Origin of the sequence: Streptomyces sp. NPDC021212, assembly GCF_044332925.1 — a bacterium.
GTDB lineage: Bacteria > Actinomycetota > Actinomycetes > Streptomycetales > Streptomycetaceae > Streptomyces.
In genome coordinates this window covers 221,950-238,326 of sequence record NZ_JBIRPZ010000012.1, presented here as the reverse complement: position 1 = coordinate 238,326, position 16,377 = coordinate 221,950, and the positions used below count along the sequence as shown (strand labels likewise).

Genomic DNA, 16,377 nt, shown 5'->3' with positions numbered 1-16,377 from the left:
CACGGTGGCGTTCGACGGGCAGTCCGCCGAGGTGTCCGCGGAGCAGGAGGCGGACATCGCGCGGCTGGCGGCCCGGGTGGCCGAGACCGGCCTGCGGAACAAGCGGGCGAAGCTGCCCAGGTCCCCGATCCGGATCACCGGACACGGCACCGGAGCGGACCGGCAGCTCGCCCGCTCGCGGGCCGACGCGGTGGCCGCGGTGTTCCGGCGCCACCTCGACCGGGCGCTGACCGCGCTCGGCACGGCCGGTGAGGGCCTGTCCGCGAGCGACTTCTCCATCCTCGTGATGACCAGCGGCACGACGCCACCGGGCGCCGCTTCCGCCCCGGTGACGATCGGGATCAACGCCCCCCGGAACTCGGCGACGGCGCAGCGGCTGGACGAGCTGCGGCAGGCCGAGCCCGGTCTGCGGGACGGCCCGTTCGACCCGGACGCCCTGGCCAGGCGCGTCCTGGGCCTGGACGACGCCACGCCGGTCACCAATGCCCTGCGCGCGGACCTGTACGCGGTGACCGACCTGGCGATCAGGGACGGCCGGGCGGCCGGTCTGGCGGAGGTGGCGGCGTACCACACCGAGAAGGACGCGGAACGCTACGCGGGGCACCGCTTCACCACGGGCGGCACCCGGGTCCCGGGCCTGAACTGGACGGGCCTGCCCGACGGCGAGCTGTACGCGGACACCATCGGCCTCCTGGAGCCGCGGCCGGGCAAGACCCCCAAGATCCTCGATTCGAAGCTCCCGAGGTGGCGCGGCGGCCCCACGCCGTACCTGCTGGCGGCCACCGTGAACGGTGACCGGGTGGCGATCCGGGCGCTGGACGGCACGACCCGGTCCGTGTCCGTCGAGCGGTTCGTGGAGGAGGTCCTGAAGGACCCGGACCTGGCGAAGCTCCCCGCGGGCGCCCCCATCGTGCTGGCCATGCCGTTCGCCGGCGACGGCGGACAGTACGTGGCGCGGCTGCTGGCGGACCGGACGGGCCGCACCGTATGGGCGCACAGCGGCGACGTACGGCTGACGACCGCACCGGACGGCCGTCTGACCGTCGCGGTCTTCACGGCTGCCGGGCGCCCGGTGGGCACGTGGTTCCCCGTCCCGCCCGGCATGCTGCCCGACACCGACACCGACTCCGGCGACGAGGGACAGACGCCCGGCGAGGACTGGTACGAGGACGTGCTGTCCTCGCCCCTGGGCAGTGAGCTGACCGGACAGCAGATCGGCCGCGCCTCCTTCCAGCCCCACGAGCTGGCCGTACGGGAGGACGCGTACAGCCACCTCGACCAGGTGACGAAGTACGTGCACTTCAACTTCGCCACCGGCACGTACTCCGGGACGTTCCCGCTGGAACCGGCCGCCCGGGGGAAGCTGAAGGCGTTCTTCGCCGCCCACGGCGGGGCGGGCTCCACGTCCTTCGCCCTGAACGACGGGACCACCCACCGGGCATGGGGGGACGCGGGGGCCAAGTGGCTGAGGAAGCGCAAGAGCTTCACCGGCCTCCTGCGGAACAAGCAGGAGGACTGGCTCGGCCTGGTGTCGTGCCGGTCGGGTTCCCCGAAGGACAGCGCCGTCCCGCCCCGTCGCGGCTACGGGCGGAACAACCCGGGCGCCTTCGTGCCCAACCCGCTCAGGCAGGTCCCCCAGGGCCAGCACTACGCGAACGAGATGCGGAACAAGGTGAGCGCCGCCACCGTCCGCTCCGGCGTCCTGTTCCTCAATGGCGAATACGTCCGCGCCCTGGTGACCGACCCGCAGGGGCGCTGGGGGTCGTACGCGGAGTTCTTCCCGGAGCCGGAGACCGGCGAGCTGGACCGCCGCGCCCGCGCCATCGGGCTGCACAGCGGCCCGGAGGAGGTGTCCGAGGAAGCGCGGCAGCGGACGCTGGAGCTGGTGCGGGCGCTGAAGCTGACGTTCGGGAACGAGATCGACGACGACGTCCGCATCGAGGAGAACACGGAGTACGCGCAACTGCTGCGCGGGGCCGCCGCGCTGGAGACGATGTGGCGGGACGATCCGCGTTTCCGGCAGGCGGGCCCGTTCACCCTGGAGTTCTTCCAGCGGGTCGTCGCCGCGAAGCTGCCCCCGGGACAGGACGGGCCGCGCCGGGCCGACTACCGCGCGGTGCTCGCCCAGGCACTCGCGAGCGGCCCCGGTACGCCGCTGGCGGATTTCGTGGCGCTGCCGTCGGCCGTGGACCGGGCGGTCGCCCGGTTGGGCGGCCCGGACGTGTCGCGGGCGATCGCCGACGTCCTCCGGCTGCCCGGTACGGACGAGGTGGGCGAGGACGAGCGCTCGCAGGTGTTCTGGGCCGGGGTCAAGGCTTACGAGGCGCTGGACGCCCTCGACGCCGCCGCCCTGGACGCGTACACCGCGCGGGTGCTGCACCTGGACCCCTCGCAGGTGGACGACGCACGGCGGGACCGGGCGCGGGACGTGACGGCCGCGACGTACGCGGTCGGCCGCGACGGGGCCGACCCGGACCAGGTGGCCGCCTACCACCTGGAGATCGATCAGGCCCTGTCCGACGCCACATCCATGCCCCCGATCACGGCCGGCGACCCGGCGGCCGGACGCCACCTGCTGGCCACGCCGCAGGCGGACACCGCCGTGGACCTGTCGAAGGTCCACACCCCCGGCGGCACGGTGGACGCCCCGTGGCACGGGAAGACCGCGGAGGGACGGAACCGGCCGCATCCGTACGTGGTCCGCGCCGAGCTGGACCGCAACGACCCGACCCACCTCTTCGTGTCGTACGACGGGGTGACCCGGCGGGTGCCGGCCGGGGAGTTCATCGAACTGGTGGCGGGCGACCCGGATCTGCTGACCCTCGACTCGGCCGTCCCGGTCTTCCTGGCCGTCTCCGAACTGGACCGGCTCGCCCCGGACCTGGCGCAGGACCTGGCCCAGCGCATCGGCCGGGAGATGTACTCGACCGAGTTCCCCGTCGGGGAGCACACCGCCGACGGGGCCGCGCACCCGGTGTTCTCCCTGCACCCCTCGCCCGTCGCCGGGGCGCCCCCCACCGCCGCCGCCCTGCGGGTGACCGCTCCCCGCACCCTGGACTCGGTGAGCATGCCGGCGCCGGTGCCGCCCCCGCCGGTCGACGCCGACACCCCCGACACCGGCACCTCACGCGGCGACGGCCGCGGCACCACCGCGACCCTGGACCCCGACGCCCCGGTGCCCGGTCTCGACGACCCGCTGCCCGACCTCGGCGGCCGGGTGCCGGGCCTCGACGACCCCCTGCCCGACCTCACCACCGCCCTCACCGAGGCCCCGCCGCCCCCGCCGCCGCCCCCGCCCTCGCGGCCCTCGACCCTCGGGCCCACCCCGCCGCCCGGCCAGAACCCCCGGCCGAGGCCGGCCGGGGTGCAGATCGACGAGGAGCTGGAGGAGCGCCGCCGGCCGCGCGTCGACACCGAGATGCTGCCGCCGCCACGGGTGCACCGGGCCAGCAAGTTCACCGACGACAGCAGGATGCCGGGCTATGTCGACGGCTTCCTGGCGTTCCCCGGCGACGAGTCCGACGACACCGCCATGCCCATCGCGTTCGGGCAGAGCGATGTCTACATCCGCGGCTGGGAGCAGATCGCGGAGCACATCGACGCCGCGATGGAGGCGGACGGCGAGGAGACGGCCTCGGGCGAGGAACCGTCGAAGCGCCACCGGGTGCGCGGCGGCGGTATCGACGAGTCCGTCTTCCGGCGGATGCAGCGTGCGATGCGCGAGCGCCCGCAGACCTTCGCCGGGGACGGCCGCGAGTTCGTGTACCGCACGGAGTCGGGGCGGCTGCGCAGGCTGCACATCAAGATCCACAACTACGGCGAGTGGACCAAGTTCACCGACGGCGCCTCCCCGACCAAGGTCGACAACGCGTACCGTTCCCAGGCCAGCATCGGCGGTTCCAAGACGGTCGGCCAGACCCGCCAGTTCGCCCCGACGGTGCCGCTGGGGCCGCAGTCGACGATGTTCTCCGCGTTCGGCCGGATCGGCGCCCGGCTGGGCCGCGTCCGCGAGGTCAACTACTCCATGCAGGACCAGGTCCTGAGCGTGGGCGAGACCCGCATGTGGACCAACTCGCACCCGTACCTGGACGACGCGTACATCGAGGTGCGCATCACCGACGCCGAAAAGCCGCGCCCGGCCAAGCAGGGCGTCCTCGGCACCCGCTGGCGGGCGAAGCCGGCCACCGTGGCCGCCCCGGACGTGGAGTTCGCGTTCGGGGTGCGCCACGGGCTCAAGGCGCGGCTGCCGGAGAGCGCGACCCAGGAGTCCACGGTCCGCCGGACCCCGAAGACGCTGCGGCTGGGGCCCGAGTCCGACTACCGGCTCGTCATCACCGAGGACTTCGGCCCGGTCACCCAGATCCGCGACTGGGCGGTGGACCGGATCGGCGCCGAACCCGACTCCTCGGCCTACCGCGAGCTGGACAGGTTCTTCTCCTCCCGGAACTTCCACCAGCTCGCCGGGCGGATATCCCGGTCCTCGGTGCCCGGCAAGCCGCTGTTCGCCGACGACAAGAAGAGCACCCCGCTGGGCGCCTTCGTCATCGAACGGGTGGTCCCGGGGCGGGCCGTGCTGGACCAGGAGACCGACAAGGCGGAGCTGCGGGATTCGGCCTTCCTGACCGTGCAGAACACCCGCAAGCAGACCAAGGCGTTCGCCAAGGACGTCTCCCTCGTCGTCGGGCCCACGTTCAACCTGCCGACGTTCGGGATCCAGAGCGTCATCTCCGACTGGATGAACCGGATCAAGCCCCGGATCCAGTTCGGCCCCAGCTGGCGCTACGCGCACACCCGGGGCCGCTCGGCGATGACCGGCGGCTCGGGCGCGGTCCGCACGGTCGGCCGGGCCAAGAACGTCACCAGCGACCTGTACCGGGTGGAGAAGACCATCTGGGTCCGCAAGACCGGGGACGCGCAGGCGACGCCGTTCACCACCTGGAGCCTGGACCGGATGACGCGCACCGAGGCGCGCCGCCTGGCCGGGATGGAGGACGAGAACACCTTCGGCGCCACCGAGCCGTTCGCCCCCGCGTACCTCACCGCGGACCGCCCGCCGACCCTCGGCATGGCCCGGCCGGTGCAGTTCCTCTACGCCAACGGCCGGTACAGCCGGAAGTTCGCGGCGGTCACCAAGAAGGAGGACACCAGCGCCGGGACCTCGCTCCAGCCCATCCCCGAAACCGACGGCGGGACCGGCACCGTGCCCGCGATCGCCGCCGGCCCGGCCAACCAGGTGAGCCCGGAGGTCACCTTCGCCGAGCGCACCCGGCTGGACTCGGTCACCCGGCAGGCGCTGACCGCCGTCGCCCGCAAGTACCCCAAGATGGTGGCCCCGCTGGAGGACCTCGGCGACCCGAACGACGGCCGGTGGCGCAATCACGCGCACTACCAGATGGTGCTGCACAACACGCTGACCGTGATCAACGCGCTCTCGCACCACAGCATGGCCGGCAACCTGGAGGCGACGAACCGGACCGGTATCCGGATCGGCCTGGTCAACCCCGGCCGGTTCACCCGCGGTTACTACCACATCTGGCTCGACGTGGAGCTGACCAACCGCACCTATGTGTCCCCCACGGACACCATCCTGCGCCACAGCGCGCCCGGCGCCATGACCCTGGACGAGAGCCAGTACGGGGTGCAGGGGGCCGAGTTCGGCTTCGAGGCGCTGGGGTCGCTGCGGGACACCACCGTCGACAACATCGGGTTCCCCACCCACGCCATGACCGGGCAGTTCGGCTACCAGGCGGCCTGGCAGACGCGGGATGAGTCCAACTACGGCGCGACCGCCACGTTCGACCAGATGTCGATCAGCACCAAGCCGGGCAACCTGTACTCCTACGACTTCTCCCTCACTCTGAGCACCGGCGGCTACTGGCGGCCCCGGAGCCTGCTGCGCGGCCTGGTCAGCTTCGGCATCCTCGGCACGTCCCTCTTCGTCCGCGGCCCCAAGGGCCGGGGCGACATCATCGGCGGCAACTCCGAGGTCCCGGCCATCCGGGGCAAGGTGCTGCTGAGCGTTCCGTCCGAGCACGCCCCGAAGACCGACCCGCACGCGCCGGGCGCCGACAACCCGTACCTGGACCCGAAGCCGGTCACCCGCACCCCGATGACCCGCGACGAGGCCAGGAAGCTGCTCGACTCCTCCGTCGAGGACGACCGGGACGCCGGGCCGCTGGACGGGCTGCCCCACCAGACCCTCTCGGTGGTGGCCGGGAAGGAGTCGCCGGGGATCGTGGACCGGGTGCTGGCCAAGGCATCCCACAACAGGTGGCAGCTGACCCGGGTCGGCGCTCCCGCGCACGACGCCGCCGTACGTCCGGAGCAGCCGCAGTTCCTGACGGCCAACGTCGACCAGAACGCGAGCGCGACCGGATCGCGCACCACGGGCCTGTTCGGCAAGGGGCCCTACCTCGACTGGCTGGCCACCGTCGTGCACCGGATGCGGGTGACCAACCTGCGCGCGCTGACCCGGCCGCAGCCGATGGAGACCGAGATGACGGTCGGCGGCAGCAACAAGTCGTCGGGGGTGCAGAGCAAGTCCTTCACCCAGTCGGCCGGCTTCACGGCCGTCTACGGCCAGTCCCACCCGCAGGGCCCGGGTGTGACCGGTAACTACGGTCTGGTCTGGCGGCCGTGGTGGCGCTCCCGGGGCGCCGGCGGAACCATCACCCGCACGGTCACCTCCGACATCAACCGGGTCGACCAGGGCCACCAGGTGCTCACCACCGGCGACGCCGAGCACGAGGTGGTCGCCGAGATGCGCTCCTCCGGTGTGCTCTCGCCGCTGGGCGCGGTGGTACGCACGCTGCGCGACTGGGCGGGGGAGCGGCAGGTCATCAAGGGCGGCTGGCTGGGCCACCTGCCCGAGCGGATCGCCCACCGGCTCGGCCTCATCCAGGGCGACAAACTCGGCGGCGGCCCGCTGTACACCCGCCGCAACTGGCTCCAGCCCGGCTGGTTCCGCAAGGCCCCGTTCGCCACGTACCCGGTCAACTCCCTGGACACCTCCAAGGTGGTGGAGGAGTTCGAGCGGCAGCTGAACGACCTGGCCATCGACGACGACAGCCGCGAGGCCATCCACCGGCTGACCTCGGCCCGGGTCACCCGCGCGCTGCGCCGGGAGATGATGGGCACGGGCTCCGCGGTCACGGCCAGGATCGGCGGCCCCGGCTGGAAGCAGATCCGGGTCGGCGGGCGCAACGTACGCATCCGGGCCCAGCTCGAACCCGTGGGGACGGAGCGGTTCGTCCAGCTGTGGCCGCGTACCGAGCTGGAGGACCATCGCTGGGCGGTGGAGAGCTTCAGCGACTCCTTCGCCAGCGGCCGGGGCAGCGACGCCGGAACCCAGGTCAACGAGGGCGTCCACACCGGCGACACCAATGTGCCGATGGCGGGCCCGTCGATGGCCGAGACCGGCTCCAACCGGCAGAACGTCTCCGCGACCGACGCCCGTGTCCGGGGCCGGCTGTGGACCTCGTACACCAGCGAGCCGCACGCCGAGTTCGCCACCCGCTACCGGCTGCGCATCACCATGGAGATGGGCCGGAAGAAGGGGGACGAGCCCCGGAACCCGCGGGCCCGGCGCATCGAGCACAGCGGGGACGTCGGCATCCAGCGCGAGATCGTCCCGCTCAGCCTGATGCGGCCGGACGCCGGACCGGGCACCGCCCCGACGAAGGGACCCGACCCGCTGGCCCCGCCGGAGATCGGCGACGAGCCGGCCGCGGTGAACGTGCTCACCGGGGAAGACTCCCCGCTGGGGAAGACCAGTGACATCACCGGCGTCTTCGACTCCTGGCGCGCCATCACCCTGCCCGACGGGACACAGGGCCCGTTCATCCCGCCCCGGAACGGCTTCCACGTCCGCAACATCATCGGCGCCGAGAGCATCCTGGCGGCCAGCACCATCGCGCTGGCCAAGGCGTACGACAACCGGCTCGCCACCACCTCGGGCGCCCTCACCGGGGACGCGCTGGAGCGGGCCCTGCGCACCGCGCGGATCACCCCGTTGACCGCCGAAGGCACCGGCTCCGCCCAGGTGCTGGAGGACTCGCACGGGGCCGGCGCGCTCTCCGCGTTCTTCGAGCACGCCTCCGGCAACGACGGCTACGAGACCGCCGGCCTGGTGGAGAACGGCTTCGCGGACCGCTCCGAGGGCGCGCTGCGGGTCTTCTCCCGGCCGGACTTCGAGGGTGCGCAGCTGATGGCGGTGGCCGACGGCGCCCGGATGGAGTCCTCGATCCGGGTCACCCAGAGCGACAACGCGACCGCCTCCCAGGGCGGTGACCACAACACCGTCTTCGGCGCGGCGCCCGCCCTGAAGTCGGACACCGTCGGCGCGGCGAACCCGGGCGCCTCCGGCACCGGCGCCGACACCTCCGACAGCGACGGGCGGGTGATCGCGGGGGATCAGGCCCGCCAGGTGAACGTCAAGCCCAGCACGGGCCGGGTGTTCGCGTTCGCCATCCCCACCGCCTGGCTGAGCGTGGCCGACGTCCACCGGCAGTTCAAGGAGCTCCCGGCCAGCAGGTGGATCCGCAATCACCTGCTGGGCTCGCTCGGCGGCGTCAAACCGGGCCCGCAGACCGTCGAGGCGCAGACCCACGTCATGGCCTGGGTGCGCGAGGACGTCGCCCGCCAACTCGGGCTGATCACCGACGACAACTTCCCCGAGACCGTCGCCAAGGCCTGGGACAAGGTCAAGGACGCGGCCAAGACCTGGGCCGACGAGGACGCGAAGTACTGGGAGCTGCGCCGGGACCTGCCCGATCTGCGGGAGGCCGCTGCCGCCGCCATGGTGGCCCGCTCGGTGGCCCGGCGCCTGCGCCGGCAGGCCGAGGACGCCGCGGGGGCGGAGTCCTCGGCGGCGCGGCGGGACTTCGCGGCGGCGAGGGCCGCGGCCGACGCGGCGCTCCGGCAGGACCCCGTGGACTTCCCGGCCCCGGTCGGCGACGAGCTGCGGTCCGCGACGGAACTGGCCGCGCAGGCTCGGCAGTCCTACCAGGGCGCCCTGCTGGGCGACCTGACGGACACCGCCACGCCCGTCCAGCGCGCCGCCGCCGAGGCCCGGCTCGCGAGCGCCCGGCAGGCGCTGTCCGAGGCGGACGCCCTGGTCGACTCCATCCGGCGCCGGGAGCGTGACCGGATGGCGGCGGAGGCGCGGGCCGCCTTCGACAGGCGTACGGCCGCGGCGGAGGAGAGCGTGGCCGGTGCGCGGGACGCGGCCCACGCGGCGGCCCAGGCGTTCCGGGCGGCCGAGCGCGCGGTGGAGGCGCGTATCGCGGAGGTGAAGAGCCAGCAGCGGAAGGCCGAGGACGCGGCGGACGCCCTGCACCACCTGCGCGCCCAGACCGACCGGCTCACCCGCTGGCACCGGCTGCCCGAGGACCCGCCCAGCGCCGAGGAGGGCGCGGTCCCGACCCGCGCCGGGCTGCCCGAGCCGCGGGTAACGGACTGGGAGCCGGGGAAGACCGAGCGCACGGAGAACCCGGCCAAGCACTCCGACCGGCCGAAGCTGGCGAAGGCGCCGAAGCTGGGTTCCATCACCGAGGAGCCGTCGGCGGAGCCGAAGCCGGCCAGGCGGCCGCGACCGCCGCGCAGCGCGCGGCCGACAGGGCTGGGCTCCATCGCCGAGGAGACGCCCGAGGAACTGTCCGAGCGGGAGACCTCCGGGTCGGACACCTCCGGCACGGAGAGCACCGGGGGCGACACCGGCACGGACACCTCCCGCACGGACACCCGCGACCCCGGTACGGACCGGCGGGAGGACTCCCGGGACGAGATGTTCCGGGAGGAGCCCGAGACCTCCGGCACGCCGCCCCGGTACACCGAGGTGACCGCGCTCGGCGACGGCGCGCCCGCGCTGAAGTCCCCGGAGGGGACCACCCATCGGCTGCTGGACGTCCCCGCGGACAACTCCTTCCTCCGCGCCTTCCAGCGCGCCCTGCCCGCCGCCCGCACCGGCGCCGACGGCGCCCCGCTCGACGCCGCCGGGCTGCGCGGCGCGTTCGCGGACGCGGTGGAGGGGCTGCCGGACGACTCGCCGCTGCTGGCGTACCTCTCCCCGGACGAGACGGACACCTTCGTCTCCGCCGAACTGGACGCCGCGGCCCTGGACCTGGGCACCGACACCCCGCAGCGCCGGGAGTTCGACTCCCTCGGCGTGATCCCGCACTCGGCCGGCGACCGCCCCACCCCCGACCGGCGCCACCAGCCCCTGAGTCCCGCCCAGCGCCGCGCGCTCGCCGCCGCCCAGCTGCGGCGCGCCGCGAACGCCACGGACGACACCGGCTGGGACCACAGCGCCGCCGACGTGCTCCCCGTGCTCGCGGCGCGCATGTACGGCGTGGGCGTGCGCGTCGTCCGCGAGGACGGCACGTACCAGGACTACTCGCCCCACCCCGACCGTCCGCTGCGCTCCGGCGCGGAGCGCGTCGTGCTGTACCTGGCGGACCGGCACTTCCGCGCCGTGGAGGCGGCCGCCGTGGCCGAGGGCCCGCCCCCGCCGCCGAAGCCCGAGCCGCCGGTGGACGACTCCCTGCTGACCGCCTACGCCACCCGCCCGTGGACGTGGGAGGGCCTGGACGCGACGTACGCGGAACAGCCCAAGTTCGACGCGGCCACCGACGTCCACACGCTGACCGACCCCGACGGCTACGCCTACGATCTGGTCGCCCCGCAGGTCGGCGACGGGAACCAGTTCTACTCCGCCGTCGCCGTCGCCCTGGGAGCGGACCCCATGGGCGGCCGCGGGTTCCGGGTGGTCGACGATCTGACCGAGCTGATGGACACCGTGCCGCTGCCACGGACGGCCCGGCTCGACCCCCGGGCCACGTTCACCGAGGACGACCTGTACGAGGCCGGGTACCGCCCGCTGAACCCCGAGCGGCGCCGGGAGTTCGAGCGCGGCGGCGGCCGGCTGCCCGCGTCCTGGCCGACGCCGCCCGACTGGGTGCGGGAGCGCCTGATCCGCGCCCATCTGAGGAACTCCCGCCGCTGGACCCGGGAGACGGCCCTGCTCGCCGCCCAGCTGGTGGCGGAGCACATGGACCTGCACGTGACCTACGTGCACGAGAACGGCACCATCGACACCTTCGGCACCGCGTCCCCCGACGGGGACAACGCCATCGTCCTGTACGAGCGCGGCGGCGACTTCCTCGCGGCGACGCCCCGCGGGGCGCGCAACCCGCGGGGCCCCTGGAACTTCCGCACCACCAAGCCGGCCCCGCCGCGGCCCACCCGGCCCGAGCCGCCCACCCGGCCCGCGTCGGCCCCGCCGGTGACCGCCCTGCCCCCGGCCGGGCCGCCCGGTGGCAAGGGCGCGCCGAAGCCCCCGCCGACCGGCCGGGAACGGCGGCGGCCCGTCAACGACGGCCTGCCGTTCGGCCTGGACACGCCCCCGGCCGACACCGGGAGCCGGTCCGACACCGAGGGCCGGTCGCTGGTACGCCCGGGCGACCTGCGGAAGGCCCTGGACCGGCTGGACACACTGCGGGCGGACGTCCCCGAACTCGCCGACGGCCCGCTGGACATGGACGCGCTCGCCCGCCATGTGCTGCTGCTCGACCCCGACACGCCCGTGACCGGGGCGCACCGGGACGAGCTGCTGCGCCTCGCCATGGCCCCGGAGACGGCCGCCGCGCCCAGTCTCGCGGTGCTGGCCGGGTTCGGCCTGGCGGAGCGCGGGGTGACCGTCGTCCGGGACTTCGGGTACGACGTGGACGCCTTCGCCGCCCGCGTCCTGCACCTGGACGCCCCCGACCCGGCCCGGCGCCGGGAACTGGTGCGGCTGCTGGAACGGGCCACTGCCGTCGGGATCGACGTGAGCCGGAGCACGCGGCTGGCCACGTTCCGCCTGGCGACCGGGGGCCTGTTCGCCCCGGAGCGGGTCATCCGGCGCCCCGACGGCTCGGCGGTGGGCCGCGACGGGGACCAGCGCCTCGACGCCCTGGACCTGGACCTGAGCGAGGTCACCCTGGTCGGGGTCGGGCCCGACGGGAAGCTCACCTTCGACACCACCGAAACGGCGCGCTGGGACCGGCCGGAGGGCCCGGCGCCCTGGGTGGTCCGGCTCAACGGCCCGTTGGGCGAGGGGCTGCTGTCCGGGCGGGTCCCGGCGGAGGACGTCGCCCACCTGCTCACCATCGACCCCGAACGCCCCTGGGGCAGCCAGATCGTCCTGCTGCTCCCTCGCACCGACCCCGCGACGGCGGGGCCCGCCGTCGAACGGCTGCTGGACGCGGCCACGCGGAGCACGGGCGTGAAGGTGTACACCGCGTACGGGATGGCGGAGTTCTTCACCGACGAGAACGGCCGGACCACCGTCGCCCTGGGTCCCGACCGGCACGGGCGGCAGCGCACCGCCGCCGACTTCGTCTCCGCCGGCCCGAGCGCCGACGACACGATCCCCACCCGCCCGGCGACCGGCCGCAAGCGGCCCCGCCCACGGGCCGGGGTCAAGCGGCGGGCCCGGCCGTTCCGAGCGGTGCGGCCGCCCGCCAAGCGGTCGCGCACGGGGGAGCCGTCCACGATGCCCCCGGCCCCGGCGCCGCTGCTGAAGGGATCGGCACCGGAGGGGACACCCCCGAAGCCGCTGCCGGAGGCAACACCGCCCAAGGGCTCGACGCCGCCCAAGGGGAAGCTGCCCAAGGCGCCGCCCCGGAGGCCGATCATGACGTCCCCGGTGGGCGGCACCACCGGCTGGGCCCGGGGACGCCCGCTGCCGGTGGCCAAGGACGGCTCCTGCCTGCTGCACGCGTTCCTGGCCAGCGACCCGCTGCTGGTCCGCGACAGTCTGCCCGGCCTGACCGCGGACGCCCGGTCCACCGCCGACCGGGACGCGTACGCCTGGCTGTCGGACCCCGCACGGGTCCGCGCCGAACTGGCGCGCGGCGGTGTGCCCGGCCGCTCGGACCGCCATGTCCTCGCCGCCATGCGGCGGTTCGTCGCCGACCACCTGACCGCGAACCGGGGACGGCTGCCGGTCGAGATCGTCCTGCAGTACCGCAACTCGGTGCCCGGCGGACTGGCCGCGTCCGTGGACCGGATGGACGAGACCGAGCTGGTGACCCGGCTGACCGAGCTGGGCGTCCCCGTACCGGACCAGCGCCAGTTCCCCAACACGGCGCAACTGCGCGGTGAGCTGGGCGACCTGGTCCTCCGGCACACCCCCCTGGACGACCGGGAGCTGTCCGGGCTGCGCGCCGCCGTCCTGGACTGGAGCAACCGCTGGAACTCCGACATCGGCGACGCGTTCCCCCACCTGCTGGCCCACGCCTTCGACACCCGGATCGACATCGCCTGGTCCAACCGCCGGGCCGACGGGCGGACGGTGCAGCGCGGCATGCGGCGCGGGATCGGCCCGGAGAGCGCCACATGGGAGATCGAGCTCTTCTACGGCAACCAGGTCGGCCCGGCCGGACGCCCCGAGGGAGGCACCGAGCACTACGAGGGCAGTACCGCAACCCCCCGGTTCGCCCCCACCACGCCTCCCACCACGGCACCCGCCGGCCCGTCCACGGAGCCCGGTCCCACCTACACCGGCCGCCCCGCGCCCGGCGGGTCCGCGCCCCGTGACACGCACCGGCCCGGACCGGGACGGCCGGGCCGGACGGACCGGTACCGGCCCGGGAACGGGTCGCGGCGGGGCTCCGGGGGACGGCCCGGCAGTGGGCGGCAGCGGCACGACCGCGCCGTTCGCCGCCCATACGCGCCCGGGCCCGCGGTCCAGCTCACGCCCGAGGAGCTGACCGCCCGGACCGAACTCAACCGGCTGCGGAAGGCCGACCCCGAGCTGCGCCGCGGCCCGCTGGACATGAACCGGCTCGCCCGCCGCGTGCTGCTGCTCACCCCCGAGGAGCGGGTGACCGGCGACCGGCGCGCCGAGCTGATCCGGCTGGCGTCGTCGCCCGAGGCCAGGAACGTGACGAGCCTGGCGGGCCTGAGCGCGCTGTACCTCGCGGACCGGGGCGTGTTCGACGACCGCTTCCGCGTCATCGACCCCCAGGGCCGTCCACGGGGGATCAACTGGACCGACAGCCGGATCCCGGCCGACCTCGACCTGAGCACCACCGCCGTGCAGGTCCGCCGTGACCAGGGCAGCACCGTCAACGACGTCCGGTCGGCGCTGTGGGCCTCCGGGCCGGGCCGCCCCGACCCGTACCTCCTCGTCACCTCGGGCGAGCACCGGATCCTGGTACGGGGCCGCGCGGGCTTCGAACGCCATGTGCCGTTCGAGGTGTTCAACGAGCTGATGGCCCTCGACCCGGTCCTGGCCGCCCTCCCGTGGGACGTCATGGTGGCCGTGATGATCCCCGGCTTCGGCCGTTCCGCCGCCCGGCCCCGGATGTTCGCCACCCGGCACAACCACAATGTGGTGTCCACCAGCGGCGTCCCGGCCGTCATGGAGCTTCCGGGCCGGGCGGGCCACCGGGTCCTCGGCCTGATGGACGACGAGGGGCGGCCCCGGGGCGACTTCTTCATGTCCCAGCCCGCACCGGTGCTCCCGGACACCGGGGCGGACGACTGGGTGCGGGACGCGGACGTCTTCCCCATCCCCGACGGCGAGGGCTGGGTGACGGGCTTCGTCTCGGTCGACCTCGGCGCCGACGCCGACGGCGGCCGGAACCGGCTTCTGCAAGCCTCGCGGCTGCCGACGGTGACCTCGTTCGTGACCTACAACGCCCAGCTCGACGAGTTCGGCGAGAAGCGGGACGTGCCCTGGCCGCTCGGCGGGACGGTCTTCACCGGCCAGCACGGCCTCCCGGGCACTGCCTTCTGGACCACGAGGGACGGGCTCCGGGAGACGAACAGCCGTGACCACGCCCGCGCCCTGGTCCGCTGGTCCTCCCTGGCACAGGTGTCGCCGCGCCGCCCCCGGGCGCTGCTGATCTGCTTCTCCGCGGCGCGGCCGGGCGTCGGCGGCGTCGTCGCGGCCGGAAAGTACGACGGCCCGCTGCCGTTCGTCCCCGACCCGCTCGCCGTGGTCTCCGTCGGGCAGGACCAGTCCACCGAGACCGGGGCGACGGTGTTCGGCCCCCGCTACCGCATCTCCACGCCGGTGCTCGCGGACGGCACCCTGGTCGTGGCCGTGTTCACCAACGTCCGAGGCGAAGGCGCCTCGCTGGTGAAGTTCCGCCCGGAGCCGAAGGGCGCCGCGCTCGACGACCGCGCCCGGATGGCCGGACTCCACAGCGGCCCCGGCCCCGCCTCCGAGGCGGTGCGTTACCAGGCGCTGCGGCTGGTGCGCGCGCTGCGCGAGGTCTTCGACGACCCGGATGTGGACGACCGGCCGGACTACCCGGACCTGCTCAGCGGTATCGGCGCGCTGGAGCGCATGCGTGAGCGCGATCCCGCCCTCGACCGCGACGGCATCCGCGAATTCACCCTGGACCTGTTCCACCGGGTGGTGCGCGCGTACCCGCCGAGCCGCCCCGGCATCCGGCCCGGCGGCGCCGAGCACATCCAGGAGGTGCTGGCCCGGGCCGACGCCGCGTGGCAGGCCGGGCCCGGGCGGCCGCTCGGCAGTATCGTCGCGCTGCCCCACCTGTCCACCGCGCTGAACCGGCTGCCCGCGGCCGGCACGCCGGCGGCCGAGGCCATAGCCCGCGAGGTCCTGGGAACCGAGCCCGGGCAGCCGGTGGGCGAGGCTGAACTGTCCAGGCTGCTGTGGACCGAGGTCAAGCTGCTGGAACTGCTGGACACCATCGTCGACGGCGCGGAGTTCGCCGCCGACGTCCTGCACCTCGACCGCCCGGACCCGGCGCGGTTCGACGAGGCGGTCGCGCTGGTGCGCAAGGGGCTGGCCGTGGGCCGCCTCTCCCTCCCCGAGCTGGCCGCCGACCACCTGGAGAGCCAGGGCGCCCTGTCGGACCGTACGCTCGGGAAGAACACCGTCGGCGCGATCAACGGCCGGGACCTGAGCCACGGCTCCGCCGGACTGGACGGCGACTTCGACGCCAGTGTCGTCACCCTGATGGACTACGCGCCCGACGGGTCGCTCATCGAGGTCGGCACGGCCCCGGCCCCCTGGTACGCACCGGACCGCCCGCTCCCGTTCCTGTACGTCTTCGACGACGGTTTCCTGGGCGCGCCGGTGCCGCGGCAGGAGTTCGGCGAACTGGTCTTCCGCGACCGCGACCTGCACGGCGCGCCCTTGGGGGCCGACATCCTGCTGGTCGCGGACGGCGCCCGGCCCCCGGCCGGGGTGCCCGTCGCCGACTCCCTCCCCGGGGAGGGCGCCCGGAACTCGGCCCGCGCGGTCTGGGCCACGTACGGCCGGACCGGCATCCACCGCCGGCCGGGGTCCCGGACGTTCACCGTCTACGTGGCGCCGGACGCGTCGGGGCGCCGGCCCCTGGCGTCCGACTGGGGCCT

The 16,377-nt window shown here is 74.5% G+C and carries 1 protein-coding gene (only partly in view); it reads left to right on the top strand.

The whole window is internal to a lonely Cys domain-containing protein gene (locus ACH4SI_RS30565) on the top strand: the coding sequence, 51,063 nt in all, runs 20,654 nt past the left edge and 14,032 nt past the right edge, and what appears here is coding positions 20,655-37,031 — codons 6,885 (partial) to 12,344 (partial); the first codon wholly inside the window starts at position 2. Both codon boundaries (start and stop) fall beyond the window edges.